This window comes from Streptomyces sp. NPDC111507 (genome assembly GCF_055638955.1).
This window is the reverse complement of record NZ_JBVKBU010000003.1, coordinates 460,506-487,499: the sequence shown is the minus strand read 5'-3', so window position 1 is coordinate 487,499 and position 26,994 is coordinate 460,506. Positions and strand designations below refer to the sequence as shown.

The 26,994-nt window shown below is 66.6% G+C and carries 20 protein-coding genes and 5 pseudogenes; 16 read left to right on the top strand and 9 right to left on the bottom strand.

The window, feature by feature from the left end:
- Nucleotides 1-18: 18 nt before the first annotated feature.
- Nucleotides 19-1,323 carry an MFS transporter gene (locus tag ACZ7M2_RS14840; protein WP_471595560.1) on the bottom strand — a complete coding sequence of 435 codons (1,305 nt, stop codon included), beginning with the start codon at nt 1,321-1,323 and terminating at the stop codon, nt 19-21.
- Between the two features lie 125 nt (nt 1,324-1,448).
- Between ACZ7M2_RS14840 and ACZ7M2_RS14835 the strand changes: the two are divergent.
- From ACZ7M2_RS14835 to ACZ7M2_RS14815, 5 genes and pseudogenes are all read left to right on the top strand, one after another.
- Nucleotides 1,449-1,631: pseudogene (locus ACZ7M2_RS14835) on the top strand (helix-turn-helix domain-containing protein); the annotation flags it as partial.
- A gap of 90 nt (nt 1,632-1,721) precedes the next feature.
- Entirely contained in the window at nt 1,722-2,636 is a 915-nt protein-coding gene (locus ACZ7M2_RS14830) for an ROK family protein (RefSeq protein ID WP_471596018.1), read from the top strand.
- Between the two features lie 505 nt (nt 2,637-3,141).
- Nucleotides 3,142-3,612 carry a hypothetical protein gene (locus tag ACZ7M2_RS14825; protein WP_471595559.1) on the top strand — a complete coding sequence of 157 codons (471 nt, stop codon included), beginning with the start codon at nt 3,142-3,144 and terminating at the stop codon, nt 3,610-3,612.
- Nucleotides 3,612-4,538 (top strand): sugar phosphate isomerase/epimerase family protein, encoded by a 927-nt coding sequence (locus tag ACZ7M2_RS14820; protein ID WP_471595558.1) that lies wholly within the window; start codon nt 3,612-3,614, stop codon nt 4,536-4,538. Before ACZ7M2_RS14825 ends, ACZ7M2_RS14820 begins: the two co-directional genes overlap by 1 nt.
- A 99-nt stretch (nt 4,539-4,637) precedes the next feature.
- On the top strand, nt 4,638-6,161 hold the full coding sequence (locus ACZ7M2_RS14815; RefSeq protein ID WP_471595557.1) for an FGGY-family carbohydrate kinase: 1,524 nt from the start codon (nt 4,638-4,640) through the stop codon (nt 6,159-6,161).
- On the opposite strand, the gene ACZ7M2_RS14810 is transcribed toward ACZ7M2_RS14815, so the two are convergent.
- A complete protein-coding gene (locus ACZ7M2_RS14810; RefSeq protein WP_471595556.1) occupies nt 6,101-7,576 on the bottom strand; it encodes a S8 family serine peptidase in 1,476 nt (491 codons plus the stop codon). The two genes, ACZ7M2_RS14815 and ACZ7M2_RS14810, sit on opposite strands and share 61 nt — an antisense overlap.
- Between ACZ7M2_RS14810 and ACZ7M2_RS14805 the strand changes: the two genes are divergently transcribed.
- On the top strand, nt 7,571-8,020 hold the full coding sequence (locus ACZ7M2_RS14805; protein ID WP_471595555.1) for a hypothetical protein: 450 nt from the start codon (nt 7,571-7,573) through the stop codon (nt 8,018-8,020). The genes ACZ7M2_RS14810 and ACZ7M2_RS14805 overlap by 6 nt on opposite strands.
- On the top strand, nt 8,017-8,883 hold the full coding sequence (locus ACZ7M2_RS14800) for a serine peptidase (protein WP_471595554.1): 867 nt from the start codon (nt 8,017-8,019) through the stop codon (nt 8,881-8,883). The genes ACZ7M2_RS14805 and ACZ7M2_RS14800 overlap by 4 nt, the downstream gene beginning before the upstream one ends.
- Before the next feature lie 804 nt (nt 8,884-9,687).
- Here ACZ7M2_RS14800 and ACZ7M2_RS14795 read toward each other — a convergent pair.
- A pseudogene (locus tag ACZ7M2_RS14795) lies at nt 9,688-10,009 on the bottom strand (thioredoxin family protein).
- A gap of 414 nt (nt 10,010-10,423) precedes the next feature.
- Here ACZ7M2_RS14795 and ACZ7M2_RS14790 point away from each other — a divergent pair.
- Nucleotides 10,424-11,602, top strand: coding sequence for an IS110 family RNA-guided transposase (locus ACZ7M2_RS14790; protein WP_471595553.1), 1,179 nt, complete (start codon nt 10,424-10,426; stop codon nt 11,600-11,602).
- 49 nt (nt 11,603-11,651) lie between these two features.
- Here ACZ7M2_RS14790 and ACZ7M2_RS14785 read toward each other — a convergent pair.
- Nucleotides 11,652-12,089, bottom strand: a pseudogene (locus tag ACZ7M2_RS14785) (VOC family protein).
- A 382-nt stretch (nt 12,090-12,471) separates the two neighbouring features.
- Between ACZ7M2_RS14785 and ACZ7M2_RS14780 the strand changes: the two are divergent.
- On the top strand, nt 12,472-12,630 hold the full coding sequence (locus ACZ7M2_RS14780) for a hypothetical protein (protein WP_471595552.1): 159 nt from the start codon (nt 12,472-12,474) through the stop codon (nt 12,628-12,630).
- 865 nt (nt 12,631-13,495) lie between these two features.
- Nucleotides 13,496-13,846 carry a hypothetical protein gene (locus tag ACZ7M2_RS14775; RefSeq protein ID WP_471595551.1) on the top strand — a complete coding sequence of 117 codons (351 nt, stop codon included), beginning with the start codon at nt 13,496-13,498 and terminating at the stop codon, nt 13,844-13,846.
- 199 nt (nt 13,847-14,045) lie between these two features.
- On the opposite strand, the gene ACZ7M2_RS14770 is transcribed toward ACZ7M2_RS14775, so the two are convergent.
- On the bottom strand, nt 14,046-14,240 hold the full coding sequence (locus tag ACZ7M2_RS14770) for a hypothetical protein (RefSeq protein WP_471595550.1): 195 nt from the start codon (nt 14,238-14,240) through the stop codon (nt 14,046-14,048).
- Between the two features lie 497 nt (nt 14,241-14,737).
- On the opposite strand from ACZ7M2_RS14770, the gene ACZ7M2_RS14765 reads away from it, so the two are divergent.
- Complete coding sequence (locus ACZ7M2_RS14765) at nt 14,738-16,369, top strand: IS4 family transposase (protein ID WP_471595549.1); 1,632 nt, start codon at nt 14,738-14,740, stop codon at nt 16,367-16,369.
- A 54-nt stretch (nt 16,370-16,423) separates the two neighbouring features.
- Here the strand turns inward: ACZ7M2_RS14765 and ACZ7M2_RS14760 are convergent, their stop codons facing one another.
- Nucleotides 16,424-16,909 carry a DDE-type integrase/transposase/recombinase gene (locus tag ACZ7M2_RS14760; RefSeq protein WP_471596017.1) on the bottom strand — a complete coding sequence of 162 codons (486 nt, stop codon included), beginning with the start codon at nt 16,907-16,909 and terminating at the stop codon, nt 16,424-16,426.
- 98 nt (nt 16,910-17,007) lie between these two features.
- Nucleotides 17,008-17,244: pseudogene (locus ACZ7M2_RS14755) on the bottom strand (IS3 family transposase); the annotation flags it as partial.
- A gap of 32 nt (nt 17,245-17,276) precedes the next feature.
- Here ACZ7M2_RS14755 and ACZ7M2_RS14750 point away from each other — a divergent pair.
- Together ACZ7M2_RS14750 and ACZ7M2_RS14745 are read left to right on the top strand one after the other, a co-directional pair.
- The gene (locus ACZ7M2_RS14750) at nt 17,277-18,170 is read left to right on the top strand and encodes an S-4TM family putative pore-forming effector (protein WP_471595548.1); all 894 of its coding nucleotides are present in this window, start codon (nt 17,277-17,279) and stop codon (nt 18,168-18,170) included.
- Nucleotides 18,167-21,775 (top strand): AAA family ATPase, encoded by a 3,609-nt coding sequence (locus tag ACZ7M2_RS14745; RefSeq protein ID WP_471595547.1) that lies wholly within the window; start codon nt 18,167-18,169, stop codon nt 21,773-21,775. Before ACZ7M2_RS14750 ends, ACZ7M2_RS14745 begins: the two co-directional genes overlap by 4 nt.
- Here the strand turns inward: ACZ7M2_RS14745 and ACZ7M2_RS14740 are convergent.
- On the bottom strand, nt 21,772-22,224 hold the full coding sequence (locus ACZ7M2_RS14740) for a hypothetical protein (RefSeq protein WP_471595546.1): 453 nt from the start codon (nt 22,222-22,224) through the stop codon (nt 21,772-21,774). The two genes, ACZ7M2_RS14745 and ACZ7M2_RS14740, sit on opposite strands and share 4 nt — an antisense overlap.
- A 333-nt stretch (nt 22,225-22,557) precedes the next feature.
- Here ACZ7M2_RS14740 and ACZ7M2_RS14735 point away from each other — a divergent pair, with 333 nt between their 5' ends.
- Nucleotides 22,558-22,836 (top strand): hypothetical protein, encoded by a 279-nt coding sequence (locus tag ACZ7M2_RS14735; RefSeq protein ID WP_471595545.1) that lies wholly within the window; start codon nt 22,558-22,560, stop codon nt 22,834-22,836.
- 646 nt (nt 22,837-23,482) lie between these two features.
- Nucleotides 23,483-24,772 (top strand): MFS transporter, encoded by a 1,290-nt coding sequence (locus tag ACZ7M2_RS14730; protein WP_471595544.1) that lies wholly within the window; start codon nt 23,483-23,485, stop codon nt 24,770-24,772.
- On the opposite strand, the pseudogene ACZ7M2_RS14725 reads toward ACZ7M2_RS14730, so the two are convergent.
- Nucleotides 24,773-24,979, bottom strand: a pseudogene (locus ACZ7M2_RS14725) (ATP-binding protein); the annotation flags it as partial.
- A 306-nt stretch (nt 24,980-25,285) separates the two neighbouring features.
- Here ACZ7M2_RS14725 and ACZ7M2_RS14720 point away from each other — a divergent pair.
- Complete coding sequence (locus ACZ7M2_RS14720; RefSeq protein WP_471595543.1) at nt 25,286-26,728, top strand: recombinase family protein; 1,443 nt, start codon at nt 25,286-25,288, stop codon at nt 26,726-26,728.
- Nucleotides 26,729-26,994: the final 266 nt, after the last annotated feature.

The following is a 26,994-nucleotide window of genomic DNA, read 5'->3' as shown; positions in this document are numbered from 1 at the left end:
ATGCGAGTGGTACTACATCTACGAGCTCCGGCTCGGCTCGGCTGGAGCCGTGTCCGGAACACCGTCCTGGGAGTCGGTCGGTGGAGCCGCGGCGTGGTCGTCGTCCTCCGGACGTTTGAACGCAGCGGCGAAAATGATGGTCGCGACGGCCGAGAGCGTCAATGCGGCGTACCAGAGCGGGTTCCATGCGCCCAGTGATTCGACGTGATCGCCGACGGATGAATTGAACAGAGATCCAGCAATATAGGACCCGATGGCATTGCCCACGCCGAGCTGGATGAACATGTACAGGGAGTGCGCTTGTGATCGTGTCTCGGAGGGCGTAACCCGGTCGACGTAGATAACGGCAGTGAGGATGAAGAAGTCACTACAGATTCCGTGCAGCGCGATGGCGAGGATCGCGAGCGCCAGGTCACCTGACGTCATCGTAAGGAGAACGGCGGCCCTGATCACCCACCCGAAGATACCGAGAAGAAGGACCCACTTGATGGAGACCCGACGCAGAATGACGGGTACGAGAACCAGGAACAGCAACTCGGTCGCTTGGCCGATAGCCATTACGGATGCGACGTTGGGGATGCCTGCTTCGCTGAAGTAGGTCGACCCGTAAGAGTTGTAGATCGAGATCGGCACTGCTGACAGCAGGACGCAGAGCATCAGGATCGTGAAGTTGCGGTTTCTGAACAGGTGGAACGCACGAACGCCGACGACGTCACCCCAGGAGAAGTGTGCTCCCCTGGCGGGTGGAGGAGTAGCAGGCAGCGTGAGGGAGTATCCGGCAAGAAGGAACGACATCGTCGATGCGACTATGAAGATCGACGTGCTTGCGGACAGACCGAGTTGTCCGACGATGAGGCCGGCGATGATCCAGCCGACCGTACCGACCGCCCGTATGTAGGCGAAGGCGTTCGACTTCTCGGGCAGGTGGGTGAAGGCGATGCTGTTCGCGATGCCGAGCGTCGGCTGGAAGAACAGCATGTAGACGAACAGGACGAGCAAGAGGAGTCCGGCGTTGCCCGCGTCGACCAGAGGGACCAGCACGAGCAGCAGTGCCCCGCCGACCATGTGGAGCAGTGCGAGGACCTTCTGGGAGGCGAAGAAGCGATCAGCGACGGCGCCGGTCGCGAGAGGGGAGACGATCGCGGCGACCGCAGCCAGCGTGAACGCGAGGCCCACAATACTGCCGAGTCCCTTGGAGGTGAGTACGAGGCCCACGGTGACCCACCATGAGCCGAATGTGCCGTACTGCAGCAGCATCATCAAGCACAGGCGCATGAACGTCACTCGATGAGCGGCGGATGGCTGCGCGGAGATTGTGGTCATACCTCTTCCCCTTTGAAGAGACGTAGTGGCCGGGGCGGCGACGTCACCCCATAGTTCGCTGGGGGAGCCGGTCACACCACTTTTGGAGTGGAACGACCAGAAGTCTTGCACAGTACTATCAGAACGTGCGAGCCCCAGCCGTAAATCGTGTTGATTCCACCCCCCGCGCAGCTGCGTCGGTGCTGCCTGACGCGCTGCTGGCGGTCTTCGCAGACGGAAGAGGCCGTACGCGGGCCGAGGTTATGGCCGCAACTGGGATGGCGCGTTCGACCGTACGCCCGCGGCTGGACTCTCTGGTCGCATGTGGTGCACTGGAGGAGATCGGTACCTCGGAGTCCACAGGGGGGCGGCCGGCCACGCTGTTCCGCCTGCGTCCGACATTCGGAGTCATCCTTGCTGTGGAGATCGACGGTGGGCGTCTCAGGGCGGCGCTCACCGACCTGCGGCAGGGGCTGCTGCACGAGGCCGCCGTCGATCAGCCGTTGGACCAGGATCCCGATGAGGCGTTCGAGAAGATCGAAGACCTCGTGAGGAAGGTGCTGGCGGCAGAGGGGTCCAGCAGCCCGCTACTGGGAGTCGGGGTCAGCCTCAGTGCCCCGGTCGACCCGGCCTCGGGACGCCCCCGGAATCCGCCGCGCATCCCGCGCTGGCATGACTATGACATCGCGTCGCGACTGCATCGTGTCGTGCAGGCCCCCGTGCACATCGACGGCATGAGCAGTCTCATGGCGGCAGGTGAGCTCACTTTCGGTGGCCCTGGGTGTGAGGACATGCTCTTCGTGCACGCCGGAATGTGGATCGGGGCCGGCGCTGTGGTCGGAGGGCGCGTCGTGCGCGGCACGAGTGGCAACGTCGGTCACATCGGCCACATCCGCGGCCCGTGGCCCGAAGACGACGAGTGTACGTGTGGCAACAGAGGCTGCCTGGAGGTTGTGGCCAGCGGTGCCGCCCTGGTGCGCCGATTCGGTGACCGTCTGCGGACCGACTCCGCCTCCTCGATCGTCTCGGCCGCGCGCCAGGGCGACGAAGAAGTGCGCGAGGCGTTGCGCGAGGGCGGGCGCAAAGTCGGTGCAGCCGTTGCTGGTTATGTCTCGGTCCTCGATCCGGCCGTTGTGGTCATGGATGGGGGCCTGCTGGAAGGCGGTCCTGAGTTCCTCACAGGCGTGCGTGAGGCCGTCACCGAGCACGCGTTTCCCCTGTCGGCGGCCGACTTGAGCTTTCGTGAGTCATCGGCCGGCGACCGTGCTTCGCTCATCGGGGCGAGCGCCTTCGCGACACAGAAGTACTTCGCCGGGATAGCAGAGACCGATTGAGGTGCTCGCTGGCCCTGGGGCTCACAAGGAGGGCGACCTATCGCCTCCCGTGAGTCGGGTCGGCCCGCATGTAGGCCTCGGCGCGGTTCTTCGATTCCTTGGCCTTGCGGGACGGTTCCTGCTGCAGGCACCCCAGCCTCTTCGCGGCTGACGCAGGAAGCGAGCGCCCCTGATTCGCCACGTCCTGGGCGGAGCATCAGAGTCGTACGCTCAACCGTGTGCTCCAGGATGCATGTCACAGCGGCCCTGAGGTGGGTTCACCCCCTGTGCGGACGCCGGGCTCTTCTGCAGAATCCTCGGTCAGGCGGTGGTTGCTTCTCCGCAGTTCCTCGGGCCATACTTATGGCTGAGTGACTCCAAAAGTAGGGCGCGGTCGCGCCTTCCCCCATGCTCGCCACCTCCTCGTGGAGGCTCGCGAAGAGAGTCGCCCGTTGGCGGGGGGATCACCTTGCGCACCATGAACGGTGCCTTGTGGGGGTGCACGACTCCGAGGAAGGGAACTCGAATGCCGATCGGCTCAGCTCACTGGGTCAGTACCGACATGCTCAGAGAGCTTGTCGAGCTCGCGCCGCCCGAGACGGAAGAAGTCGACGGCGTCGAGTTCACGATCGTGAACCGCTTCTTTCATGCAGGCCGCCCGCTGGGTTGGTTCCGATCCCTCAAGATCGAGGTGGATGGGATTCCGATCGATCCGCACGCGACCACTCTCGTGCTCCGCGGCCAGCGACTGGCCTGCGTTGACATCGCCACCATCTCCGAGATCTGGTGGCAACCGCTTGAGCCGCTTCGGGTCGAGGCGCGTAGTGCGCAGCTCGCACGCGCCCTGCGACACCACGTGAGGTGCGACTTCGAACTGCCGCTCGTGACGAGCACACCGCTCATTGACCGAGACGGTCGCTACCCCACCTCCCAGGGGCGATTGGAAGCCTCACTGGCTACGACTCTGCCCGCAACGACCGGTCGAAAGGCGGCATGATGACGGCCCGCATATCGCTCAACCCCTGGTCGTTCGAGGGTCTGCTGCTCAGTGAGCGGATGACGCTGCCGCAGATGGTCGAGACCGCGGCGTCGATCGGGTTCGACTCCATCGACGTCGGAGATGTGTGGATGGGTCTGAGTCCGCACCCCGACCTGGTCAGGCTCCGGATGATCCGCGATGCCGCGGCCGCGAACGGCCTCACGGTGTCGTCGTGCTGGTTCTGGGTGGACCTGCTCGCCGGGCTGGCCATGGCCGACAACGACATCGACGTCATGATCGGCTCGATCGAGGAGTACTTCGCGATCTGCGAGTACTTCGGTGCGGACTTCCTCACCATTCAGAACGGCAACCCCGCGCCGGGCGTTACGGACAAGGAGGCGCGTGAAGGTCTTCTGCGTCTCTATCCGAGGCTTGCCGACCTGGCCGAGCGTCATCGTGTGCGGGTGGCGTTCGAGGCTCCGCGAGCACCGGCGACGTTCAACTCGCCGATGGGCACTCTCGATCTTGTACGGTCCTTCGGATCGCCGTGGCTGACCGTCACTCCGGACTTCGAGGCTTGGCGCAGGCCGAGAGCGGGCATGCCGCCGCTGCGCTACCCGGAGAACCCGACGCGTGAGCTGGCAGTGCCCCTCGACGTTGCGAGCTTCGCCGAGTGTCTGCCGTACGCGCCGTTCATCCATGCCAAGATTCTTGAGCTCGATGAGCATGGAACGGACCCGAACTTCCCCTTGGACGAGATGTTCGCGGCCGTGCGCAACGCTGGGAGCGACCACCTGTTCTGCATCGAGTACGAGGGGTGGATCCCCGATCTGCACCCTGAGCGTGACCCCATCGAGGAAACCGTAAAGAGCCTCGCCCTTCTGCGTAGGCTGCTGACCACCCCTGTCGGCGCGCAGCCGGCCGAGGCTCGTCGTAGCGGGTAGTAAGGGTTTCCTGGGGCCAAAGGGCCGTCTGCTGCCCCATCGGCCCCAGAGCACACGCAAGTCCAGTACCGGGCACCCAACGGAGAGACGCATCAGTACATGACATCGGAACGGTCGCAGAACTCCACCCGCATGGTGCTCGGTATGGACGTGGGAACATCCAGCAGCAAAGCCATTCTCGTCGACGTCGCAGACGGCCGCATCGTCGCGCAAGCCAACCGCGCTCACGCTGTCGCACGCCCCCAGCCAGGCTGGGTCGAAATGGACGCAACGGTCTGGTGGGAGGAGTTCATCGATCTCGCCCGCGAACTGCTCGAAGCCGTCAGAGGCATCGATGCGGACATCATCGGGATCGGTATCAGCGGCATGGGACCATGCGTGATGATGGCCGACAGGACGAGTCGGCCCTTGCATCCGGCGATTCTGTACGGCATTGACACGCGCGCGGTTGCTACCGCGGGGTTGATGACGGAGCAGCTCGGCCATGAGGAGATCGTGCGGCGCTGCGGGTCGTCGCTGTCCTCACAGTCGGCAGGTCCGAAGATCGCATGGGCTCTCGGCAACGAGGAGGTCCGGTCCAGCGCCGTGCGCATCTTCATGCCTGCGTCGTGGCTGCTCTGGAACCTGACGGGCAATTACGTCCTGGACCATCAGTCCGCGAGTCAGTGCACCCCGTTCTACGACATCGAGATGAACGAGTGGATTCCGGAGTGGTGGGATCACTACGCTCCGGATGTGCTGCGCCCTTCACTGGCCTGGGCAAGCGACATCGGCGGGACCGTCACAGAACAGGCAGCTGCAGCAACCGGCCTTCCTGCAGGCATTCCAGTGATCGCCGGCACCATCGACGCATGGTCGGAGGGCGTCAGCGTCGATGCGTGCAGTGATGGCGATCTGATGATCATGTACGGCACCACCATGTTCCTGACCGCCACCAGCCGCACCACTGTGCCTCGCTCTGCCTCGATGTGGACCACCGCAGGTGTCGAGGCAGGCACTCACTGTCTCGCCGGCGGACTGGGAACCTCTGGCGCCCTGACCGAGTGGATGACCGAACTCCTGCACGGAAGCCACCGCGAACTCACTGCTCAGGCCGCCGAATCCGGACCTGGTGCGCGCGGCCTGATCATGCTTCCCTACTTCTCGGGTGAACGCACACCGATCATGGACCCGCACGCTCGTGGTGTTATCGCCGGTCTCACACTCGATCACCACCGTGGTGACCTCTACCGTGCCGGTCTTGAGGCAACTGCTTACGCCGTCCGTCACAACATCGAGACGATGCGCGAGGCGGGCGTCGACATCCGCCGCGTGGTCGCAGTGGGGGGCGGCACCCAATCAGATCTGTGGCTGCAGCTTGTCTCTGATATCTCAGGCGTCGAACAGCTGGTCCCCCGCATCACCGTCGGCGCCAGCTACGGGTCAGCTCTCCTTGCCGCGAAGGCAGCAGCGCCCGACACGGCGACTTCTGCACGATCGTGGAACCCCGTCGCGCGTGTGGTTACTCCCCATCGCGAAACAGCTCCGGTCTACGACGAGCTGTATGGCCTCTACCGGCAGCTCTACGTTGCAACCGCCGACACAATGCACGCGCTCACCGCATTCCAGTCGGCTGTGATCTGACGACCTCGTCGAGGAGGCGGTTGCGCCGGTGGCAAGGTCACCTGGCCGGACTGTGCTGAGCGTGCTGCGCGAGCGTCGCCCTCGGCCTGGGGCACCCTGCCCGTTTGAGCGGGGGCGATGGTGTGGTGGCGGACTACCAGCCGATCTCCGGCCGTTCCTGCCGACCAGCCATTTCTCGTCCGCTTCGAAGGCCTTGGCGGGGTGTCGGATTCGGCTTCCGCCTGCGCGGTGATGCGCCGCTGGAAGCCGTCCACGGACTCGCCGGGTGCCCTGATGGCGAAGCGCAGCTTGTGTGATGCGTAGCTGTACTTGCCCTGCATTCCGCGGCGCCCGGGGTTCGGTTCGACGAAGTAGGACAGGGTCACCCGCAGTGCGACGGTGGCGGGGCCCAGGTCGCGCAGCTGCTCCAGCGGCCAGGGGAGCTCGTGCAGGTGGAGCTCGGCCAGGCGCACGCCGACGCCGGGTTCCTTGCGGAACGGGACCAGCTGGCTCTGCACGATCAGAGTGACGGCGTTGGCGGCGCTGGACAGCACCCGTTCGGCGCTCGGTACGCCCCATCCGTAACGGCGGATGACCTGCTTCATCAGGTCCTTCTTCGCCAGCCGCGGGCGGCCGGTACTCGTGTGCAGACCTGCGCCTGTCATCGCGGGTGTCCAGCGTGCCTCGTGCACCAAGAGCCCGCGTACGGCTTCCGGGGTCAGATGGGGGTATGCGGCGTGGGCGAGAGCGGCAAGGTACGCGGCCTGGGCGGTGGCGGAGCTGGTCGCGTTCGCCGAGCTGACCTGCCGGAAGAAGTCCTTGCCGGTGGTGGTCACGCTGACCACGTCGTGCGGGGTCAGGAGAGTTTCTCCGGGGTCGACCAGCAGATTGCCGCCCTCCATCACGATGTCGGGTTTGACCAGGGGCGTTCCGGTCAGGGCGACGGAGGTCCGGCTGAACGGGGAAAGCCGGCCAGAGGCCGCGAGCGGCCGGAATCCCGAGAACGAAGAGTCCTCGGGCACGCCGGTGAGTTCGGTGAACGCTCCGACGGTGAGGACGTTGTGTGCCTGCGCGGGCTCTTCGATCCTCGACAGGTCACACATCGTCATGTAGTCCAGATCGCCCTGCGGGGTGCGGATCTGGTGCGGCATGAGCCCGCGGATGTTCCCGGCGCTGACGACGATCAACCGGGAGGCATCCGGGTCGGGAGCACCGATCAGCTCGATGCGGTCGTCGTGCGCCACCACATCCGTTCCCGCGGCGAGCGCGTCGAGCGTGGCGGACCACAGGGTGGCCACACCGTCGGTGCCGTGCTTGCCGTCTTGGGAGTGGTCGGTGACCGCCATGCCGCTGTCAGCGAGACGGAGGTCCAGGCATGGGATGCCGAATCCGGCGATCCCCTCGGCCCGCCGGCCCCAGTACCGGATCAAGTGCACACGATCGCCCCCTACGAGAACGGCGTGCTGACAGGCAGCAAGTCCGGCCATGTCACGGCCCTCGACTGGGCCTGCTCCGCAACGGCGCCGGCGCTCCATCCGAGGCGGCCGACCGTCCACGTCACCCACGTCCTGGCTTGGTTTCCGGGCGAACTGCTATGCGGCGATCCCCGCGCAGACGGGTGGGAGTTGCACACCACCGACGAATGGGAGAAGGGACTGCCGCCGTCCTCCGGCCTGGTCTACACCTGCCCCATGACCGCGACGACTGCACAACTCCACGATGCTCTCGTCGACGTACTGACGCCCGACGGATTTGAGGTCGTGCGGCTAGAGGCACACGAGTACGAGATCAGCAAGGTCGACGGTGTGACCACCGGCGGCCCGTGGCGATTCCCCGCGTACTCCGTCCATTGTCACGTGGAGGAAGGACCAGAGCAGTGACGATCGTCGCAGTGCACGGCATCGGCAACCACCTGAACGGCCGCTCGCCGGAACAAGCGGCCACCGAACTAGCAGGGCAGTGGCGGCTCAAACTTCAGCATGGCTTCACGGCTGCCGGACTGGGCGCCCACCAACTCCCTGCCCTGCACGTCGCGTACTACGCTCACCACACCCACGCTGCGGAGCGGCAGGCTGTCGTGCCGGATGTACTTGCTATCGACGAACGTGAACAGTCCGTGGTCATCGCCTGGGCACTGGCCCTGGGTTCACCCTCCCTCCAGGAACGGCAGGGACTGATTACTGCACCGCTGCGGCAGGTCCTGTCCTGGGTTTCCCAACGCCGCAACATCCCCATCGGGACGGTCATCCGGCTCGCCGTCCAGCTGGCGGGCGAGGTCCGCCGCTACCTCCACGTTCCGCAGGTACGGGCTGCCGCCCGATCCGCCGTGGCCGAGTCGATCCGGCGGGTGCGCCCCCGCGTGGTGCTGGCGCACTCCCTCGGCTCCGTCGTCGCGTACGAGGCCCTCCATGCTCACCCGGAACTGACCGTGGACTGCTTCGTAACCCTGGGCTCTCCCCTTGGCCTGCCAGGCGGGATTTTTGATCACCTGGAGCCCGCACCCATCGCCGATCGGGGTGCCCGACCTGCCGGGGTCCGCTACTGGGTGAACCTCGCCGACACAGGCGACCTTGTGGCGATTCCCCGCCGGCTCGGCGACCGATTCCCCGTTGACCAGCACGCCGACACCCCGATTGGCCGTATCGACTTCCACACCCTCGGAGCGTATTTGTCCTCCCCACTCACCGCTGCAGCGATTACTCCCTTCGTCCTCAACCCGACAACCCCGGACCAGATCGCCTGAGACTCTCGTTGGTCTGCGTCTTCAATGATCTAGCGTCGCAGGCACCGCTCCTGCATGCAGGAGCATGCTTGCCTCTCACGATTAGGTTCGCTGTCAAACGACTGGATTGGATGTCAGCGGACAATCAAGGTTCGGTGGCACGGGACACGCTGTCCTGTGCCAATGAAGGTTCATTGCGCGTCATCGAAGTGCGAGTGACCCAGGTCTCTCGTATGGAGTGGCTGTAGATGCCCTGAGGGCATCGAGATCCTCCTCGACTCAGGTTTCGCCTGCACCTCCATGCGCGCTATTGGCACGCCGCCTCTGCGGGCGGCCGGGCAGGGTACTGCGTGATCAGAGAAATCCAGAGGGAGGCTGGGAAATCTGTCCCGATTCCAGTCGTTGTTTCCATCGGAAGCACATCACCCGGCTAGATGAAGGCCGCCGAAGCCGATGGCGGCGCACACGGGGAGGGGACTCCGATGAATGGTCCGACAGATCAGCGAACGGTACTGCTTGGGCTTGTCGGTTCCGGCGCGGTCTATGCGGCCTTTGAGCATCCCGCGTTCGGCACCGCCCTCTTGGTCGGAATCGCTGCGGTAACGCTGCTGCATCTCCTGATGAGGGAGCGGTGACTCGCGGAGCCCGCGCCGGCCAACCTTCGATGATGCACACTCAAGATTCGGTGGCACAGGACATGTTGTCCTGTGCCACCGAACTCTGATCACGTGTCATCGAAGATTCGCGCGCTGGCTAGGGGCTTGACGAGGCCACCGAGCCCCGAGGCGAGCGGCTCGGCTAGCGGCGGCCGCTCACCGGGCTGGGTCAGATGAACTCGGCCAGATCGCGGAGCAGTGCGCTCTTGGACTTGGCCCCGACGATCTTTTTGGCCACCTCACCATTCTGGAAGACGAGCAAGGTGGGAAGGTCGGTGACCCCGAGCTCTCCCGGGGGCAGGGGGGTTCTCGTCGATGTTCATCTTGACGGTCACCAACTTGTCCGCCTGTTCGGCCGCGATCTCCTGCACAATCGGGGAGAGCGTGCGGCTGGGCGCACTCCATTCGGCCCAGTACTGGGCGAGTGCCGGCTTGTCGCTCCTGAGTACCTTGGTTTCGAATTCGGCATCGGCCACAGCCCTGATTGCGATCCCTCCGTCGGCGCACACCCCATCAGCGAGCCGACTGCACGCAGAACTATGGGGCGAAAAGTGATCTTTCTGCTCGATCACCACCCCGCGCGACTCCCCGCCGCACGTCAACCTGGCGGAGTTGCCTGGATCGAGTGTCTGGACATGACCGGCACGGACGTCACGTGTGCCGCGTGATCAAACTTCCCTACGTTCTTCTCTGGGACAGGGCGAGCCCTTCGTATGGTTGGCCCACCCAGGGGCGTCGGGTGTGGCTTTCAAACTTCTGCCACTTGTGGCTTCCATCGATTGGCCGCCCGGCGCCCCACGACGACTCGGCTGTCAATTAGGAATTGCGAATGATCGCTCCGTAGGGAATCGACAGCGAGGTCGTCCGTCGGGAGGTACCAGCAGCACACCGCACGGAGGCGCAACTTGGCCGCGATCTGGGCCGGCATCGGCGCAGGCAAGACCCACCACCACTGCGTCGCGATCGACGAGAGCGGCCGCCAGCTGCTGTCCCGACGCGTCGCCAACGACGAGACCGAACTGCTCGCCGACAGCCTCGCCATGGGCGACGAAGTGACCTGGGGCATCGACCTGGCCGACGGCGGAGCCGCCCTGGCCATCGTGATCCTGCTCAACCACGACCAGACGGTGCGCTACATCTCCGGCCGGGCGATCCACCGCGCCTCCGAGAGCTACCGCGGCGAGGGCAAGACCGACTGGGACGCCGCGGTCATCGCCGACCAGGTCCGCGTCCGCCGCGATCTGCACCCCTTACGCAGCGGCGACGACACCGTCACCGACCCCAAGATCCTCACTGGTCGCCGCATGAACCTGGTCACCGACCGCACCCGCACCGTCAACCGCCTCCGCGCCCAGCTCACCGGCATCTTCCCCGGTCTGGAGCGCGCGCTGGACCTCACCAGCACCGGCCCGCTCACACTCCTGACCGGCTACCAGACGCTGGCCACCATCCGCCGGCTCGGCACCAAACGGCTGGAGAACTGGCTGCGCAACCGCAAGGTCCGCAGCGTCGACCAGCGCGCCGAAACGGCCGTCCAAGCCGCTGAGCACCAGCACACCAGCCTCCCCGGAGAGAAGCTGACTGCTCAGCTGGTGCACACGCACGCGAAGGAAGTGATGGCCCTCAAACAGCAGGTCGCCGACCTTGACAAGCTCATCGAGGCCTGGTTTCGTGACCACCACGCCTTCGACGTGATCACCAGCATGCCGGACCTGGGCATCATCCTCGGCGCCGAGTTCCTGGCTGCCGCCGGCGGCAGCAAGAGCGTCTTCGGCACCCCGGACCGCCTCGCAGGCTTCGGCGGCGTGGCGCCCGTCCCACGTGACTCCGGCAAGATCAGCGGCAACCTGCGGCGCCCGCAGCATTACAACCGCCGTCTCCAACGCGTCTTCTACACGTCGGCGTTGTTCAGTATCCGGCACTGTGACGAGTCTCGTCAGTTCTACGATCGCAAACGTGCCGAGGGAAAGCGTCACACCCAGGCTGTCCTGGCTCTCGCTCGACGCCGGGTCGACGTCCTATGGGCCCTCCTGCGTGACGGCCGGTGTTACGAGCCATCTCCGCCGGCAAGGGCTGCCGCGTAGAAACCGACGCGACACGTTCCGCGTCGGACGGTTGATCTGGCGCGTTCAGTCAGACCAGGCAGAACTCGTTACCTTCAGGGTCTGCCATCACCACGTGATCCGGCCTGCCCTGCAGCTTGTCCTCGCGGACCACAATCGCACCCGCCGTGGTCAACCGCTCGACCGCCTTGACCACGCGCGGCCAGCGGATCTCCCACGGTGTTTCACGGCCGCCACCGACTTGCACGTCGAGGTGCAACCGGTTCTTCACCAACTTCGGCTCCGGCACCTTCAAGAAGGACAAGGTGGGGCCTACGCCGTCCGGATCCGAGAGATACGCCCCGTCATCTCACTCGTCCTCCGGAACGCCATGGTGCGAGAACCACTCCTCCCAGCGCCCGAACCCTGCGGGCGCGGGCTTCTCCGCATAGCCCAATGCCAGCGCCCAGAACTCGGCCAGCTTGGCCGGGTACGCGCAGTCGATCGTCAAGCTCCACTTGGTCGCCATGAGCCCTCCCCAGTCTGATGAACGGACCGTACTGGGCACCTCTGACAATCCCCAGCCCGTCACTTCGCGCGTGCCCTGCGGCTTGACGAACGGCATTAGGAATCGGTGACACGGGACACCCAGTCACGACGGGGTGGCGTCTGAGGCAGTCGGCTTGCAGTAGTAGCATGCAAGTTCGATTACCGTTGGTGTGGGTGCACCGGTGGTAGACGACAGACGTGAGCACGGCACCGGTGAGACCTTGAGATCACCGCTGAGCATCGTGCTTGCCGCAGGGCCGTCCGCTCGCGCTCGGGGGACGGCGGCCAGTGCCGGCGGGGACAAGCCGCTTCTCCTGGCGCTCGCTGCGCCGGCCGTTCAGGGCACGGCCGGTCGGGCGGCCGTGGGGTTGCCGCAGCTGGGCATGCTGGCCGCCGAGTCCGCCGGCCTGGAGCTGGCCCGCGGCATGCGGATTGACGAGCCCGGGCCCCGATGGGGGCAGGTTCTGGCCATCACGCTCGAAGCGGTCCCGGTTGTGCTGGTCGGGGCGCTGGGCCGGTGAGCGGCCAGGTGGCCCGCAGGCTGCGCGCCGTGCTCCGGCGGAGCGGGTCGGTTCTCATCGCGGCAGGCGGGTGGGAAGGCGCGGAGGTCCGTCTCCGGGTGGTGGCCGCCTCCTGGGACGGAGTCGGCTGGTGGTGCGTCCCAGCAGGGGAGACCCCCTCTTCGCCTTGGTCCGGCCCGTGAAACCTGCACCGACCCGTTGCGCCCTCTTGACCGCACCACGCGCACGGTTTTGGAGGAGTACGGCTGCTGACGGCGGCCGATGACGGGGGAGAATCGCCGAGCTTCTGCCCGCCGTGAAGGCCTGAGCCTCAATGGCAAGGCCCTAGCCATTCAGGTCGGCGACTATCGGTCGGCGAAGAGCACGACGACACAGACGGCCTGCGCTGACCTGAGCGCGCACGGAAAGGCTCCAATGAGCGTCAGGGCGGTCACGGGGGTCGTCTGGGCCTCGCAGGGCGATGGTGCGCAGGCTGGTTCCGCGCGGTCTGTATGGGCCGGTGCGGGACTGCCTCGACGGCGTCTTGGGCGGCTGACGCGTTCATGGAGTGTGGCTGCTGCTGGTGCGTCGGTTACAGGCGCTTGGCTGTGCGGTCGCGCAGCAGCAGCCACTGACTCGCGTCGGCGCCGCCTGAGCGCGCAGCCGGTCCGTGCAGCAGCACGGCGTAAGCCGTCCTCTCCACCTTGCTCGGGGCGGCATACTGGCCTTGGCGACGCCTCTGGGGTCGGGAATGACCCCGTCATGCCTTTCCAGGCCTTGTCCGCGTTCGGAGTGCGGAGCATCGGCCCTCCCGGGCTCAATAGGGTCACGCAGTGAAGTACAAAGCAGGCGAAGACTTCCTCGGCAGCACAACGCGGGAGCTCTCGTGACCCGCCGCGTCGACCTCCCATCCGAAGCTCGGGTCCGCGTGGCTCTGACCCGATTGCGCCAGCGGGCCACTGAGACCGGCAAGCGTCCCACTGTCCTTGCTCTGGCCCGAGAGTTCGGGCTGAGCAACACCACATTCCGCCGCCACTTCCCGGATATCAGCCGGGACATCGCCGAGGCCGCCCGGCCCCCAGCACCGCAAGCAGGTACTTCAACCAGCCGCTACGACGAACTCGTTGCCCGAAACGCGAAACTGAAGCGACGTAATAGAGAGCTGTGCTCCCACCTCACGCTCGCCGCCGCCCACATCCAGCAGATCACCCTGGACAACCATCGCCTGCGGCAATAACTCGAAGCTGCCAGTGGCGTCACCCGCATCGGAGCCCAAGGTCACCGCCCCCACAGCCAACCGATGGCGCCCTGATCGGCTTCGGCAGCACCACAATTGCAGACTCCAAGCAGTCTCCTGCCTGCCCGTTCTACAGCCCTTGCTGCGGTGATCACACCGCCGGGCTGCTCCCCACCGCCCCGCTGACCCCGCAGCAGCTCTACGAGGTGATGGGCAACCTCCCCCGCGCCCGCAACGGGGCGTCGGCCGCGGCGAACACCGCCATGATCTGCCGGTAGCCCGGATGGTCCGGCAGCTTCGCGGTCGGCGGCGTGGGCGGGGATGGATCAGGCAGAGCCAGCAGCGTCTTGCGGGTGATGCGGACCTCCTCGGCGACCCGGTCGAACTCCTCCAATTGTCACTGCAGCGCGGGCACCGGCTTCTACGGGTGTTCGCGCTGTCGAGGGCGGGAATCTGGGTGCCGACGTCGTTCTGCTGCGTCGGTGAGGCCGGGGGACACCTGGCGCGAAGTGGTCATCCGTTCCTGCTGACCACACTGACCATGGAACGGGAAACGGCCGTGACGTGGGAATCCCTGCTGTGAGGGGTAAGGGCAGGAACCCCCAACTCCCACGCCTACGGCGAAGAGATCGACGGGCCTATCGGCAGTACCGCCGACTCAGCAGCGCCCGAGGCTCATTTCTGTCAACACCCCTGGCAAGGACCCGTGCTGCAGGTGCAGGACCCGGCTGCTTGTCCAGGGGCGGTGAAGTTTCCTCAAGGCCGGGAAGTTAACGTATTGCTGCTGGTGGCAAGGCTGATCGCGGTGTGAGTGTGCGGCGGCGAAACGCCAGCAACGGAGGCCCTGTTAGCAGGTAGTCCGCCAAGACTTCCCGTTGCCATGGAGCTCCGTTGCCCGTGCGTCATTGTGCCCCGCCGTCCGCGTTGATGACCGTCTCGCGTGAGTTCACGGTGGCCGGAGGCCGCTTTGCTCCGGGCCATCTGGGTGAGCTGACCCCTCTCGTGCCGTTCGAGCTGGTCGACGAAGTACTGGTCGAGACGCGGGGCGTGCAGCGCCGCCTGCGAGATCTTCCCTCGCGGGTCGGGGTGTACTTCCTGCTGGCGATGTGCCTGTTCCCGGAGGTCGGTTACCGGCTGGTGTGGGCCAAGCTCACCGCCGGGCTGGGCGGGCTGGACGTGGCGATGCCTAGCGCGAAGGCGCTGCGTGACCTGCGCCGCAGGGTCGGCACCGCCACGATGCGGCGTCTGTTCGAGGTGCTGTCCGGCACGCTGGCGCGGCCGGCGACGCCCGGCGTGCGGTTCGGGCCGTACCGGACCGTCTCCTTCGACGGCTGTAGCTCGATCAAGCTTGCCGACAGCGTCCGGAACCGGGACTGGTTCGGTGTTCCGGGACACGGTACGTATCCGATGCTGGAGCTGATGACGCTGGTCGAGACCGGCACCCGCGCGATGATCGGCGCCGTGTTCGGCCACACCAGTGACGGTGAGACCGCGTACGCCCGGCAGCTGCTGCACCATCTCGGCCCGGACATGCTGGTGTTGTGGGACAAGGGCTTCGACGGCAACAAGTTCCTTGCTGCCGTGGCCGACACTGGCGCGCAGTTCCTGGGTCGGCTCCGTTCCAGGCGACGCACCCCTGTCCTGGTCCGCCTGGCCGACGGCTCGTACCTGTCCGTCATCGGCACCACTCCGGTCCGGATCGTGGAGGCGCAGATCGCCGTGACCTGCGCCGACGGCACCTCGTTCACGGGCACTTACCAGTTGGCCACGACCTTGACCGATGCCCGACGCTACCCGGCCAAGACCTTGGTCGCGCTCTACCATCAGCGGTGGGAGCACGAGTCCGCGTATTACGCGCTGCGGCATACCCTCCAGCAGGGCCGACTCCTGCGCTCACAAGACCCCGAAGGGGTTGAGCAGGAAATGTGGACTCTGCTGACGCTCTACCAGGTGCTGCGGACGGTGATGGTCGATGCCGCCGAATCGAGGCCGGGCACCGACCCCGACCGGTGCGGCTTCACGATCGCCCTGCAGACCGCTCGTGACCTGGTCGTCCAGGCCGCTGGCATCGCCACGCAACCTGGTCGGGTCGGCGTCATAGGCCAGCGTGTCCTGGCCGGTCTGCTCCCGCCGAGGCGGCCGCGGGTGAGCACTCGCAAGGTGAAATCGCCGATCTCCCGATATAACGAACGCCTCGAGGACGGTCGCCCCGACACCAGCCGACAGGTCACCGAACTCGCCATCATCATCGTCGAACCCGAGCCTGATCTGCCCACTGCCTCGCACGACGACCGCCACACCCCGCCAGCCGACCGCCGCCGGCAACGCGTCCTGGACCTCCTCCACGCCGACCCCGACCGTCACTGGCACACCCGCGACCTCGCCCGACATCTCGGCGACATCACACTGGCCACCATGTATCGCCAGCTCGACCGCTGGGCCGGCCATGGACTCATCGACAAGACCGGGCCCGCTACCTACGCCAGCCCGAAACGTCCCTCAACCCCCTTGCCACCAGCGTGAATACGTTAACTTCCCGGCCTTGGAAGTTTCCTCATGATCTTGGACACTCGATGGTTATGCCGCGAGGGCGTGTTGATGCCGCTGCCTGGTCTCGGCCGGGGTGAGGTAGCCGAAGATCTTGTGTTTGCGTAGGCGGCGGCGGTTGTAGAAGGTCTCGATGAAATTGAATCCCTCGGCGCGGGCGGTGGCCCGGTCGGGCCAGATCCGGGTGCCGATCTCCTCCTTGAGCAGGGCCCAGAAACTCCCCACGGCGGCGTCGAAACATGATCCGGTGCGCCCGCAGCTCTGCCGCAGCCCCAACTCCCTTATTTGATCCTGGAATTGAGTCGAGGTGTACTCGCTGCCGCGATCGCTGTGGATCACGCAGCCCGGCTCCAGGTTCCCCCGGCCGTCGGCCATGTCCAGGGCGTCCACGACGAGTTCGGCGCGGTGGTGATCGGCCATGGCATAGCCGACGACCTCGCGGGTGGCCCGGTGCAGCCAGCAGGCGAGGTAGAGCCAGCCCTCGGCCGTCGGCAGGTAGGTGATGTCGCCGACCAGCTTTTCCGGGACGCTAGGCGTGAAAATCGCGGCCGATCAGGTCCGGGGCCGGCTTCGCTTTTTTTGTCCGGCCGGGTCAGCGAGCGGTACTTCCTCCGGGTGACGCCCCGGATGTCGCGCTCGCGCATCGCACGGGCGACGCGCTTTCGGTTCACCTGGCGTCCCAGACGCCGCAGTTCGGCATGGATGCGCGGAACGCCATAAGTCTTCCGGGACGTGAGGTGCAGCACGATGATCTCGTGCGCGAGCGAGTCGTCGGCGGCCTGGCGGGCGCACCGTCGGTTACGGAAGACAACTGACTGTACCGCCAGGGCTACCGGACGTGTGAAACTCACTAGGTGGAACCGCACTCGGGGGAGGGGCGTTGGTGAGCACTCAGCACATCGCGGACCGGCAGGAGAACGCCGCGGCCATGCGCGTACTCAAAGCCATCGCCGTGGCTCACCTCCGCAATCAGCGAGCACAGACGCTGAGCCTGGGCGTTTCGATCGCTCTGGCCGTCGCAGGCCTGCTGTCCGTCTCGGGTTCGCGGTACGGCACCGCCATCACCCTCGGTGGCACGCTCTGGGCCGCGCTCTACATGGGGGTGATGGCGCCCTGGGCCGAGCGGTACCTGCGGATCGCCGCGACCCTTCAGGAGATGTTCGACTCCGACGTACTCGGCCTGCCGTGGAACAGCGTTGCGGTCGGGAACCGGATCGGTGACGACGAGGTGAGCCGGCTGAGCCGGCGCTTTCGTGGCGGTGAGGACCGGCTGCGGGGCTACTACCTCGTGGTGGATGCCGCCGCGCCCTACGACGTGCTCTTCTGCCTGGAACAGAACCTGGCCTGGGGGGCCCGGATCCGGCTTCGCTTCGCCCAGCTGATGCTCGGGGTGCTGGTGCTGTGGTCCGCGGCGGGGGTCCTGCTGACCCTCGCCACCAGCGGGACGATGAGCCGACTGGTCACCGGGTGGTTCGTTCCCTCGCTCGGTCTGCTGCTTCTGTGCCTGGAGATGTACCGCACACAGATGACGAGCATTCAGGAGCGGCTGCGCGTCCTCGGGTTGGTGCGCGCGGTCATCGACAACCCCACATCACCGGTGATCACCACACCGGAGGTGCTGACCTGCTTCGCCCGTCAGGTCCAGGACACGCTCTATCAGATGCGACGGCTCCAGCCCCGCCTGCCGGCCTGGTACTTCCGGCGCTATCACGACCAGGACAAGGGCGATTTCCAGATCAGGATGCAAGAGCTGGAATCGAGGTTCCCGCGGCCATGACCGCCCTGGAAGATCTGACTCGCGAGTTCGGAGACGCCGACGTCGCTTCGGCGATCATCGAGTCGTTGCTCGTCAGCGGCTTCAAGATCCGTAGTGGCACCATCGAGGCACGAAGTCGGGGCTTTACCGGAGCCCGGCTCGCGAAGGCGCTGTTGACCAAAGCCACGGGGCGGCCCGAACCACAATGGTGCGTGATCAAGTTCTGCCCGCCGGTGCCGGCGAACCGCCGCCGGGAGAGCCAACAGCACGCAGCGGCCCTGCATGAGGCACCCCAGGAATTCCGCCTACAGCACCTCGCCGAGTTCGCCTTTCAACCGGTCGCCTGTCCCCAGAACGCCCTTGTCGTCGGTCAGTTCATGGCGGACGGCATTCCCCTGGGGAACGTGGATCTCGACCGACTCGCCGACGCCTGCAAGACGATCTGGTGCGAGATGCTCCTGGGGTGGACCGGTGATGAGTACGACAGCGAGTCGGCGACGGTGGCCGAGTTGCTGACGTGCGAGCTGGGCGACGGCTTCAGGACCGACGGGTGGCTGTACGACTGGGCGCGAAAGCGCGGCCTGCTCACGCCGGACCTCCTGGAACTGCCGGGCGAGAGCCAGCCGTTGCCCAACCCGTGGCGACTGTTCACCAAGGACATGCCCGCGACACTGCGGGAGATCCACTGTCTGGTGGGCCGGACACACGGCGACCTCCACGGTGACAACATCCTTGTACCCGCGTACGACGGGCGCGTCGAAGCGGACCGTTTCCGGCTGATCGACCTGGCCACCTACGACGCGCGGGCACCGCTCAGCCGGGATCTCGCCACCTTGCTGATCTCGCTCTGCTCGCGGGAGATCGGGGAGTCCTCCTCGGACAGCCAGGAGACGTTTCTCGCCTATCTGGAGCGCGACAAGCGCGACAAGCGCCTCGATGGCGGCATGCCGGGCAGGGTGCGAAAGATCATTGACGCACTTCGGGAACCCGCGCTCCAGTTCGTCGTCGACAAGCGCGGGGATCCGGAGTATTGGCACAAGCAACTGAAGGTCTCCCTGCTCGCCCAGGCGATGCTGCACAGCGCATACAAGAGCGGTACGCCGGAAGCCCGACGCTGGTGCGCACGGTTGGCGGGGCGGCTCACCCGGGTCCTGCTCGGGACGGTGGACCTGTCGGCGGCGCGCTCGGAGTCCTTCGACGCGGGAGCGATCCTGGGGGCGACCGGCACCGTAGTGGCGCGGCCGACCGGCCGATCGGGGCGGGACAGATCTGCCTTCGTGGACCGAGAGGGTCCGCAGAGCCGTCTTCGCGCGGCGCTGGACGATCAGGCCACCTCGGTCATCGTGGTCAGTGGTCCGGCCGGGATAGGGAAGACGGCGCTGGTGCGCGAGGTGCTCGCCGATCTGGGCAGGGCCGATCCGGAGGACGAGTCCTCGGCCGTTCGCTGGCACGACGCCACACCGTACGGAGAGATCGGCGTGGCGACTCTGGTCGAGGACATCGAACCACCTGGGTCGGGTCAGGCGGCCGGCCCCTTCGCACGGGCTCGTCTGGAGATCGCCCTCGACGGCCTCGATACGACTGCCGGCTTCCGGCCGGTGATCGTGATCGACTCGGCGGAGAACCTTCTCGACGACGAGCACGTCCTGCGTGACTCGGAGCTCGACCTGGCGCTGGAGGCCGTGCAAAGCCGGCCGAACCCGCTCGTCAAGGTCGTTTTCGTGACGCAGCACGTGCCCGAGGCGACGACAGGCGTGGCGTGGACGGAGAACGCCGTCCACATCGGTCTCAGGGGATACAAGCCACTGTGGCTGCGGAAGCATTTCGCCGCACTGGACCCGAGCGACATGTACGGACTGGCCGTCCTGTCGGAGAGCGATCTACGGCGCGTTCACGGCCGTCTGGCCGGCAACCCGCGGCTCGCCGAGTTGCTTTCCGCGGGCATCAGCAGTGATCCGCCGGCGATGCAGGTCCACGAGATCGGAGCGTGGCTGTCCTCCGTGCCGACGAGCGAGGTGCATCAACGCCTGGTGCACAAGTTCGTCGACCGCCTCCCCATCGAACAGCAGCGGGTGGCGGAGGGGCTGGCAGCGCTCGGCATTCCGGCCGATACCGAAGCCGTCATCGGCATCCTGGAGCCGTATGTGCCAGCGCCCCGGATCGAGCCGGCCTTGCGAGCGCTCGTGGCGGCCGGATTCGTCCTGGAGCGTCGGGACGGCCGCAGCTATCTGCGCAAGAGCGAGATCGAGGCCGTGCTCAATCGTCTGGCCTGTGGTGACCGGCGGGCGGACGCGAGTGAGTCGCCGACCCGACGTGTCCTCCTGCTGCGAGCGGCCGGGGTGTTGCAGGGCATGCAGAAGGACGACGACGACGTCCACGGCATGGTCGACCTGGACGCGCACTTCGCGCGCGTCGACGTCTGGCTCCGGGCGGGACTGCACGACTGCGCACATGGCCTGATCGAATCGATGGACGACCTGGTGCACCGCTGGGGCAGCGGGACCGAACTGCGGACCCAGAGGGAAGCCGTGCGCAGCCGGCTCGGTGACGATCGGGAAGGCGAGATGGTGAACCTCGCCGGACTGGGGGACATCTACTCGTACAGCGGCGACTTCTCGTCCGCGTGGTCGACCTACACGACCGCGCTCACCATGGCCCAGGAGGACCAGGACCGCGAGGCGATACGCCGTATCCACATCGGCATGGGCGTCATGTTCTGGGAACACGGCCACCTCACCGAGGCCGAGAAGCACTACGGAGGGGCCTGGGGGCTGGCCGGGGAGGACGACGACGACGGTGACCGTGCCGCCGCACTGTCCGGACTTGCCGACTGCCGACAACGGCGCGGCAACTACCGCCACGCGATCAAGGACGCCCTCTCGGCTTTCGAAGCCGCCTACGACACCGAGCCCGAGTTGGCGTCCGGCGCCGCCCTGCGACTGACCCGGTGGTACGCCGAGCTGAACGAGATCCCGGACGCGCTGACGATGCTGGCCAGGTGCGGCGAGCTGGTCGCGGCTCGCCCCGACCCCTCGACACAGGCGGAACTGCTCAGTGCGACGGCCGAGCTGTACCTCTATCAGGACAGGCACCGCGAGGCGCGTACGGCGGTCGAGCGAGCGATCGGTATCGCGCGCGACCACCGGGATCCGATCAACCTGCGGCGGTCCCTCACCGTGTTGGCCCTCACACACGTGCACTTGGGCGATCTTCCGGCGGCCCGAGAGGCGATCGAGGAGTCGGCCCGCTACCGGGTGGCCGGCAAGGAGATCGCCGAACTCGCGCTCCGGGGGATCATCGCGCACCGCTCCGGTCTCCCGGGCACCGCGAGGGATCTCTTCCGACAACTCCACGACGAGACCGGCCAGCGCACCGGGGCGGACGCGCGCGACCTGGTCGCATGGGACTTCACGGGTATCGCCGAGTGCTATTCGATCCTCGTCGACGAAGCGGAACCCGCGACGGCGCTGGAGGCGTTCCGTCGGGCACGGCCCGAGCCGGCACAGCGGACCCCCGGGCTGGACGACCGGCTGAGGTTCATGGTCGAGGTCCTGGCCAACGGCGACCCGCGTCTCGAACCGGTGCTCACAGAACTGGCACGCATGCGACCGGGCCCCGCCGTCTAGTTCTCGAACCAGCCTTTGTCGTGCGCCAACATGATGGCCTCCAGACGGGAGCTGACACCGATGCGCTGGTAGAACGTCCGGAGCAGCCGGTACATCGCCCGCTCCGAGTAGCCGGTGTCCGAGGCCAGCCGGGACACGGTCCAGCCCTCGGAGAGTCGACGCAACCAGGTGATCTGTTCCGTGGAGGGAACCGAGCCGCGTGATGCCCGGCCGCCCCGGCCCGTCACCAGGAGATCGGCCACATCGGTCGGCATCACTGCCTCGCCGTCGAGGGTCGCGGACACCGCCCGCTGCAACGCCGGCACCGGCGCCTCGCGCGCCACCACCGACCGGGCACCGGTCCGCAGGGCTCGTACGCCCAGCGTGGCATCGCCGTCGGCCGTCAACGCGACGACGAGAGGGCGGGGCCGTAGGCCGCACAAAGCGGTCAGCCGGTCCAGGTCCTCCATGGAACGAAGGGTCAGCAGTACTACCCCGCCGGGGTGTTCACACAGCCAGGCTTCGGCGTTCGAGGGCTCTTCGACGAGGTGCCCCAGGCTCGACAAGGATGCTGCGACGCCGTGGCGGAACACCGGCAGCGGGTCCAGGACCGCGACATGAACGGTTGCCGTGACCTACCCCTCCCTGTGACCGCCGCGCTACCGGCCGGAACGCAGCCGACAGCTTAGGGCGGGACAGGAACCTGCCAGCGGGTGGTCATGGGTGCGCACGATCAGTCATGGACCTGCAACGCTCTGCTCGCCTAGCGTCGGATCCTCCATCGACGCTTGGGGGAGGCGCGTGTGGTCTACTCCGACAATCCCGGTCGCCGCATACGTCGGCGGGTCCGGCGCCGCAGACAACCGGCCGACAGTACTCCCGATGAGGCCAAGACCCGGTACATCCGCGAGGTCGCGGAGGCAAACCCGAGGTTCACGGCCGAAGAGATTCACGCGGAGATCTACTACAACCGGGGCCGCCACGACATCTCCAAGGACATGGTGCGCAAGGTCATCGACGGTCCCCGCCCCGCACAGCCGTTGTGGCGCTTCGGCCGTCGGGGACGGCCCCGCGGGCTCTAGCAACGGCCAACAGAACGAGCCGAGTTGGCAGTGAGTGATCGGGCAGCAGGCGAGTCCGAGGAACGCTTCGTGCCTGTTGGCCTGCCGTTCCCGCAGGAGGCGTGGACCTGGTCTGAGCGGCGTGGAAATGCAGCGGTTTCCGTGGGCATGTCTGTCACTGACCGGGCCGAGGCGTACCGCGGTCGCTCGACCGCGGTACGCCTCGCCGGTTCCCGCACGAATGCGGTCGTCCTCGCTCCACGCAAGGTCAGCTCAACTCCGGCTGAGGCACTCCCTTCTCCTCGGGCAGCACGGCGTCGGCGGTCAGACGAACACCCCGTGTCTCGCGCGCCAGCACGAGCGCCGTGAGCGTCACGAGACCGAGGAAACGGGTCTGCTGCAGGGTTGGGTGACAGGGTGACCTGCCCCACGGTTTGGTCACCCGATCGTGCGGCAGACCCCGCTCACCTTTGCCCTGGCCCGCACCTCGCTCCGTATGGTTTCGTACGCGAAAGCGAGCAACGTTTATCGCTGTTTTTGGGCAGCACTTAACGATCAGATCGCTCGCAAATATCGATGAGAGCCGACAATACTGGCGCATCCTGCCGTCGTTGGGTGACCTGTTCCGACATCACCTGTCGGTGATCTTCACTGGTACGGTCCGGTCATGCCGCGCCTAGTGGAAGTTCCTGGGTACGTACGTTTCTGGACCGCCTCGGCCGTGTCTGCCTTCGGCTCGCAGGTCACGGGGCTGGCCTTGCAGATCCTTACCGCAGTGACGCTGAGCGCATCTGCCACCGAGGTCGGCATCGTCAACGCCGCCCGCTGGGTTCCGTATCTGCTCTTCGGACTCATGGCCGGGGTCTTGGTGGACCGCTGGCGGCGCAAGCCGATGATGGTCACCACCGACCTCGCAAGGGCAGTCCTGCTCGGTGCGATACCGGTGCTGTATGCGCTGGACCGGCTCAGCATCCCCGCACTGTGCGCGTTCGTCTTCGTGTTCGGGGTGCTGTCGTTGCTGTTCGAGGCGGCAAACCAGTCGTACGTGCCACAGCTGGTACCGAAGGAACTGCTCAACGCGGGATACGCCCGTGTACAACAGGCCGACGCGGTGGCCGGCTCATCCGGCCCTCTCGTCGCCGGGGTACTGATCAAAATCATGGGAGCGCCGCTTGCCGTGCTGGTGGACGCCCTCAGCTATCTGATGTCCGGCCTGCTGCTCGCTTCGGTGAAGGCGCCCGATCCGGTTCCCGACCGAGGCGCACGGCGCGGTCTGGGCAGCGAACTGCGGGAGGGCGTGGCATGGGTGTACCGGCATCGCACGCTGGCATCCATCGCCCTGACCTCGCACGCGATGCTCCTCTTCAACAGCATGGTGAGCACGGTCTTCGTGGTCTTCGCCCTGCACGACCTGAAGATCGGGGCGTTCGGTCTGGGGGTCGCCTACGCCTGCGCGAGTATCGGCGCGCTCCTCGGTGGCGCGCTCTCCGGGCGCGTGGCCAGGAGACTGGACGTCGGCGTCACCCTGACCGCCTTCCGCCTGCTCGCAGCCGTCGGCTGGCTGCCTCTGGTCCTGGCCGTGCGCGGACCGTGGGCGCTCGCTTCCGTGTCGCTCGCCTTCTTCCTCGTGTCCCTGGCCATCGGCGTCGCGAGCCCGGTGGAGATGAGCTACCGCCAGGCGGTGACACCCGACCGGCTGCGCGGGCGGATGAACGCGACGATCCGCTCGATGAACTGGGGAATGGTCGCGGTGGGGGCGCCAGTTGGCGGAGTACTCGCCGATCAGGTCAGCCTTCGCTTCGCCCTGTGGATCGGACTGTCCGGAGCAGTCGTCCAGGCACTCCTGCTGACGGTTTCTCCCACCCGGAAGGCGCGTACTGCCGACGGACTCGATCCCTCGACAGCTGGCCTGACACGGCACGGCGCAGAAGCCGCTGCCGGGGAGGGCAAGGACTGATCAGCTCGCGGTGGCGTTTTGGGCCTGGGCGGTTCTGGTGCTGGCGAGTCGGTAGGAGTCGCTGCCAGTCTCGATGATGTTCCCGCCGAAGGTGAGCCGGTCGACAATGGCCGCACAGAGCCGCGGGTCGGTGAAGGTTTTCGTCCACCCGAACGACTCGTTGGAGGCGATGGCGACGCTGTTCTTCTCCTCCCGCTCGGTCAGAACCAGGCCCGTTTGAGCTTGTGTCCTCTCCGGGAGGGCTGTTCTCCGCGGACCGTCACATCATGCTCAGGAGTGACAAACGTCCTTCTCGCCGTCTCCGGTGCGCCACACTGGAAGGAGGACGGCCAGCGATTTCGCTCAACCCTCCCTGACCGCCGCCCAGTTGCGGGTGATCCCCGACGTACCCGCCTCCACCTGACCCGTACATCGAACGGAGCATGCGCGCCCACCACGCGCACACCGCGAATGTCTTGGACGTCCAGGTGGAGCCGGGCACGGAGTTCTGGGGCTGAGGCGGGCGCTCCCTGAATGCCCCGTCCCGTACCTATACTTCAATTTATGACACCGTTTAGTAAGGGTGCGTCATACGAGCGCATCAGCAAGGCGGATGTGGGCGACGAAGACGGTGTCATCCGTCAGGGCGAGGACACCGCAGAGTTGGCCGAACGGCGCGGAATCCCCCTCCAGGGGCGCCGCTTCCGGGACAACGACAAGTCGGCCACCCACGGCAAACACCGCCCCCAGTACGAGCTCCTCATGGCTGCCGTACATCGCGGCGAAGTCGACGTCATCATCGTCTACATGCTCGGACGGCTCTGGCGGAACCGGCGCGAACGGGCCGAGGGAATCGAGATTCTCTGCAAGCACGAGGTGTCCGTGCTGTGCGTCAAGGGCCCCGAGCTGGACCTCACGACGGCCGCTGGCCGCCTCCTCGCCGGCCTCCTCGGCGAGGTGGACACGTTCGAGGTCGAGCAGATGTCGGAGCGGGAGCAGCGGGAGATGCGCCAGCGCGTCGAGCGCGGTCTGCCGCCGGCCGGGCCGCGCTGCTTCGGTTACACCGCAGACGGCGCGGAGCTCGTCGAAGACGAGGCCGCCGAGGTCAAGGACTGCTTTCACGCGCTGCTCGCCGGAGCGACCCTCTCCGGCATGGCCGCCGACCTCAACGAGCGGGGCATCCTCAACCGCAACGGCAAACCCTGGTCGTACAACGCCATCCGCGGCGTACTCCTGAACGAGCGCTACGCAGGGCTGCGTCAGTACCGCGGCGAGCTGTACCCGGGTAAGTGGCCGGTCATCGTGGACGAGGCCACATGGCGGGAGGCGAAACACGTCCTTGAGGACGAGAGCCGGGCGACAAGCCCGGGACCGGGCCGGAGGTGGCTGCTGTCGGGGATCGCCCGGTGCGGTGTCTGCGACGACGGGACGACCGTGACGTCCGGGTCGCGGGGCGGCCCGAAAGGCACGCGGGGGCTCACGACGCCGCTGTACCGGTGCCGGACGACGAAGCACCTGGCGCGCGGTACGGAACCGATCGACCTCACCGTCGAGGAGTACGTGATCCGGCGCCTGTCGCGCCCCGACGCCGTCGATCTCCTCGTCGACGAGACCGCACCGAGGACGGAGGAGCTGCGGGCGAAGGCCGTTGCCTTGCGGTCCCGAATCCAGTCCCTGACCGACGAGTTCGCGGATGACGACGATGCGGACGCCGCCGAATTCAAGGCCGCTACCCGCAGGATCAAGGCCCGGCTGGCTGACGTCGAGGCGCAGATGGCGCACCCGCAGCGGACGCGCATCCTGGTGGACCTCGTGACCGCCGAAGATCCCACCAAGGCCTGGAAGGATCTGACGCTGGACCGGCAGCGCGCGGTCGTCGTAACGCTGGCCACGGTAACGCTCCTGCCCGGCCGTCCGGGCAGGGCGCCGTTCGATCCGCGATCGGTGCGGATCGAGCCGCTCCAGGGGATGGGCTGACCCCGCGACCGACGAGGGCAGCCCGCGCTAGTGGTACGCCGTGCCGCGCCGAGACGAGCCCGTGTGACGGTGTCGTGTGCTGGGGCTGCCCTGAGGTGCCACCGGATGGGTTTCACAAATTCACATGCTTTCGTGCGTGCGCCCATGCGGCAGCGGTCGGCGGTTTGACAGGGCCCGACCGGCGCCCTGCGGGGGGCGTACTTCCTACGCAGGTTTGCCGGGACCGCGGCGAGGATGAGGCCCGGGTGCTGCCTATCGCATCTCGA

Coding starts and splice junctions, on each gene's coding strand:
- ACZ7M2_RS14825 (WP_471595559.1), top strand. CDS start 3,142: ATGCCGATCGGCTCAGCTCACTGGGTCAGTACCGACATGCTCAGAGAG.
- ACZ7M2_RS14730 (WP_471595544.1), top strand. CDS start 23,483: ATGCCGCGCCTAGTGGAAGTTCCTGGGTACGTACGTTTCTGGACCGCC.
- ACZ7M2_RS14820 (WP_471595558.1), top strand. CDS start 3,612: ATGACGGCCCGCATATCGCTCAACCCCTGGTCGTTCGAGGGTCTGCTG.
- ACZ7M2_RS14745 (WP_471595547.1), top strand. CDS start 18,167: ATGACCGCCCTGGAAGATCTGACTCGCGAGTTCGGAGACGCCGACGTC.
- ACZ7M2_RS14840 (WP_471595560.1), bottom strand. CDS start 1,323: ATGACCACAATCTCCGCGCAGCCATCCGCCGCTCATCGAGTGACGTTC.
- ACZ7M2_RS14720 (WP_471595543.1), top strand. CDS start 25,286: ATGCCCCGTCCCGTACCTATACTTCAATTTATGACACCGTTTAGTAAG.
- ACZ7M2_RS14815 (WP_471595557.1), top strand. CDS start 4,638: ATGACATCGGAACGGTCGCAGAACTCCACCCGCATGGTGCTCGGTATG.
- ACZ7M2_RS14740 (WP_471595546.1), bottom strand. CDS start 22,224: ATGGAGGACCTGGACCGGCTGACCGCTTTGTGCGGCCTACGGCCCCGC.